Source organism: Intestinibacter sp. (assembly GCF_051866655.1).
In the GTDB taxonomy this organism is placed as follows: domain Bacteria; phylum Bacillota; class Clostridia; order Peptostreptococcales; family Peptostreptococcaceae; genus Intestinibacter.
Map to the genome: position 1 here is coordinate 1 of NZ_JBJDXL010000307.1, position 3,668 is coordinate 3,668.

Below are 3,668 nucleotides of genomic sequence, written 5' to 3' on the forward strand. Positions count from 1 at the left end.
AAAAAGTACATATTCAATGGAAATAGACAGGGAATAAGAGTCAGAGCTGCTAATACTATACTAAATGATTTGAGATTGGAATTACTAAATAGCGAAAAATAATACTTATGAAAACTATCATTTCTTATATAAAACCGGAATTAAAAAGGATGATTTGGGGGCTTTCAATTAAATTTGTGGGAACTACAATAGATTTATGTATACCGTGGATACTTGCATATATAATAGATAATGTAATTTATAAAAGAGATATAAAGCAAATATATTTTTGGGGCTTTTTGATGATATTATGTGCAGCTGTAGGAGCTTTTTCGAATATATATGCAAATAGGAATGCAGCGGCAGTTGGAAGAGATGTGATCAATAATTTAAGATATGATTTATATAAAAAAATAAATACTTTATCAAGCAGTCAGATAGATTATTTTACAGTACCTTCTTTAATATCTAGATTGACTAATGATACAAATAACATATACAGGACAATTTGTATTATGCAAAAATTAGGTGTTAGAGCTCCTATTTTGATTATTGGAGGAATTATGATAACTCTAACCTTAGATCCTGTGTTGACCTTTATATTGATCGCAATAATGCCGCTTATAGCTTTTTTTATATTTCTTATCTCAAAAAGAGGCGTTTCATTATATATGAATCTACAAAAATCAATAGACAGCCTGGTAAGAGTAATTAGAGAAAATATTACTGGAGTTAAAGTAATAAAGGCATTTTCTAAGGCTGATTATGAGAGAGAGAGATTTTATGGAGTAAACAAGGATGTAAGTGAAAAGGATACTACTGCCAATATTGTAATGAGCCTAAATCAGCCGATAGTTAATATATTATTTAATTTAGGATTAGTTTTAGTAGTCGTAGTAGGTGCTTATAGAGTTGAAAAGGGAGCGATACAGGTAGGGGTTATTGTTGCGTTTTTGAGTTATTTTACAATAATACTTAATGCTATGAAGGCCGCTACTAAGTTATTTATATTGTATTTTAAAGCAAAGGCATCGGCAATTAGGATTAGCGAAATTTTAGAAATTGAACAGGATTTAGATATAGAAGAAATCAAAAATATAGATAATCAAATAGCCTTAAAAAATAACTGTAAATCAAAATACCATATCCAATTTAAAAATGTGACTTTTTCATATAATAAAAAATCTAAGGCTATAAAAAATATAAGCTTTGAGATTAAAGAAGGGGATTCCTTGGGGATAATAGGTCCAATCGGATCTGGAAAGAGCACGATAATACTTTTGCTTATGGGATTTTACAAGGCAAATCAAGGACAGATATTGATAAATGGAGTAAATATAGACGATATAGATAAGGCAGAACTAAGAAATATGTTCGGTGTAGTATTTCAAAATGACTACTTATTTTCAAAATCTATTTATGAAAACATAGATTTTGGAAGAAATTTATCTGATAGAGATATAAAAAAAGCAGCTATATCAGCTCAGGCGATGGATTTTATAGGTCAAAATGAATATGGATTTGAAAAAATCATATCTCAAAAAGGAAATAATTTAAGCGGAGGACAAAAGCAGAGAATATTTTTAGCGAGGGCTTTTGCTGGAAATCCAAAAATTCTGCTTTTAGACGATGCATCTAGTGCACTAGATTTTAAAACAGAGATGTGTCTAAGAGAGAGTCTTTTAGAAAATTATAAAGCTACAACGAAGATAATCATAGATTCTAGAATTAATTCTATAAAAAAATGCTCAAAAATAATGGTATTAGATGATGGAGAAATTGTAGGCTATGGCGACCACGATGAGTTATTAAAAAGCTGTCCTGTTTATTCTGAAATAAACGAAATACAAAATGGAGATTTATAAAATATGGCTAGAAATAACGACGATAGAGATACGAAATATATTATGAAAAAAATATGGAGGTATTTATATAAATACAAATTTGCCATAATCATATCGATAATTCTAACCTTTATATCAAATGCATTTTCATTAGTAGGACCTATGCTGTCTGGATATGCGATTGAGGTAATAGAATACGGAAGAGGTAATATAGATTTTTCTAAGATTTTTTACTATGGATTTTTGATGGCGTTATTTTATGTAGCTTCATCAGCTTTATCTTATATTATTTCGATTATAATGGTGAAAACGGCTAGAAATGTAGTTTATTCACTTAGAAAAGACGCATTTGAAGCTATTTTAAACCTTCCTGTTAGCTATTTTGATAAAAATTCTGTGGGAGATATTTTGAGCAAGATGACATACGATATAGATACTATGGGCTCTACACTTTCTACTGATTTAGTAAATATATTGACTAGTATAGTTACTCTGATTGGTTCTTTTTTTATGATGTTTACAATATCTAGAAAATTAGTTTTGATATTTTTTATTACTATACCTATGTATATTTTATCGACTAAATATATAACAAAGAGGACAAAGCCTCTTTTCAGAAGAAGAGCTAAAAAAATAGGTGACCTAAATGGATTTGTAGAGGAGCATATAAGTGGAATAAAGGTCATAAAAGCGTACAACAAGGAGTGCAAGGTAGTAGATGATTTTGAAAAGGTAAATAGAGAAGCAGTAGATTCCTATTATGATGCAGAATATTATGGGAGTATGACTATGGCACTTATGGGATTTATAAATAATTTATCCCTTGCATGTATAAGTACTATAGGTTCTATTTTATATTTGATGAATCAGATGACATTAGGTCAGATATCTTCATTTGTACTTTATTCTAGAAAGTTTTCGGGACCTATTAGAGAGATCTCAAATTTAATTGCAGATATGCAGTCGGCGTTCGCAGCAAGTGAGAGAGTTTTTAAATTTATAGACGAAAATCGCGAAAAAGAGGATAAAATAGATGCCTGTCGTTTAGAAAATGTAGATGGAAAGGTAGATATGAAAAATGTGACCTTCAGCTACGATTTAAATGAAAAGGTTCTTGAGGATTTAAATATAAATGCAAATCCAAATACAGTAGTTGCAATAGTAGGACCTACTGGATCAGGAAAGACTACGATAATAAACCTTCTTATGAAGTTTTACAACAGGGATAGAGGTGAAATATCAGTAGATGACAAAAATATAGACGACATAAAGACAAAGAGCGTGAGAGGGGCTTATGCGATGGTGCTTCAAGAAACATGGCTATTTGAAGGGACTATCTATGAAAATATAGCCTATGGAAATGAAAATGCGACCTTAGACGATGTAAAAAGAGTAGCAAAGCTCGCTAAAATAGACGACTTTATAGAAAAACTCCCAGACAGATACGATACGATAATAAGTGGAAATGGAGATAATATATCTAAAGGTCAAAAGCAGCTTCTAAACATAGCTAGAGCGATGCTTACAGACGCCAAGATGCTGATATTAGACGAGGCTACATCCAATATAGATTCAAAGACAGAAATTCAGATTCAAAATGCACTTTTAGAGGTTATGAAGGGAAGAACCTGCTTTATAATCGCCCATAGACTTTCGACTATAAAAAACGCCGATCAAATACTAGTGTTAAACGGCGGTAAAATAGTGGAAAAGGGAAATCACAGAGAATTACTGGAAAAAGACGGTTTTTATGCGAATTTATTTAAATCACAATTTTAAAATTTAATAAGGTTAGATATATATTAAAGCATTTTGACTTTATATTTTGTATCTTACCTATCCATT

General features: G+C 30.6%; 2 protein-coding genes. Both read left to right on the forward strand.

What is annotated here, in order from left to right:
• The first annotated feature begins 107 nt into the window (after positions 1-107).
• Positions 108-1,844, forward strand: a complete 1,737-nt coding sequence (locus tag ACI3VO_RS09195; protein WP_439757629.1) for an ABC transporter ATP-binding protein — start codon at positions 108-110, stop codon at positions 1,842-1,844.
• 3 nt (positions 1,845-1,847) lie between these two features.
• Complete coding sequence (locus ACI3VO_RS09200) at positions 1,848-3,602, forward strand: ABC transporter ATP-binding protein (protein WP_439757630.1); 1,755 nt, start codon at positions 1,848-1,850, stop codon at positions 3,600-3,602.
• Positions 3,603-3,668: the final 66 nt, after the last annotated feature.

Bases quoted from the DNA above. Each gene is read 5' to 3' on its own strand.
- ACI3VO_RS09200 (WP_439757630.1), top strand. From the start codon at position 1,848: ATGGCTAGAAATAACGACGATAGAGATACGAAATATATTATGAAAAAA.
- ACI3VO_RS09195 (WP_439757629.1), top strand. From the start codon at position 108: ATGAAAACTATCATTTCTTATATAAAACCGGAATTAAAAAGGATGATT.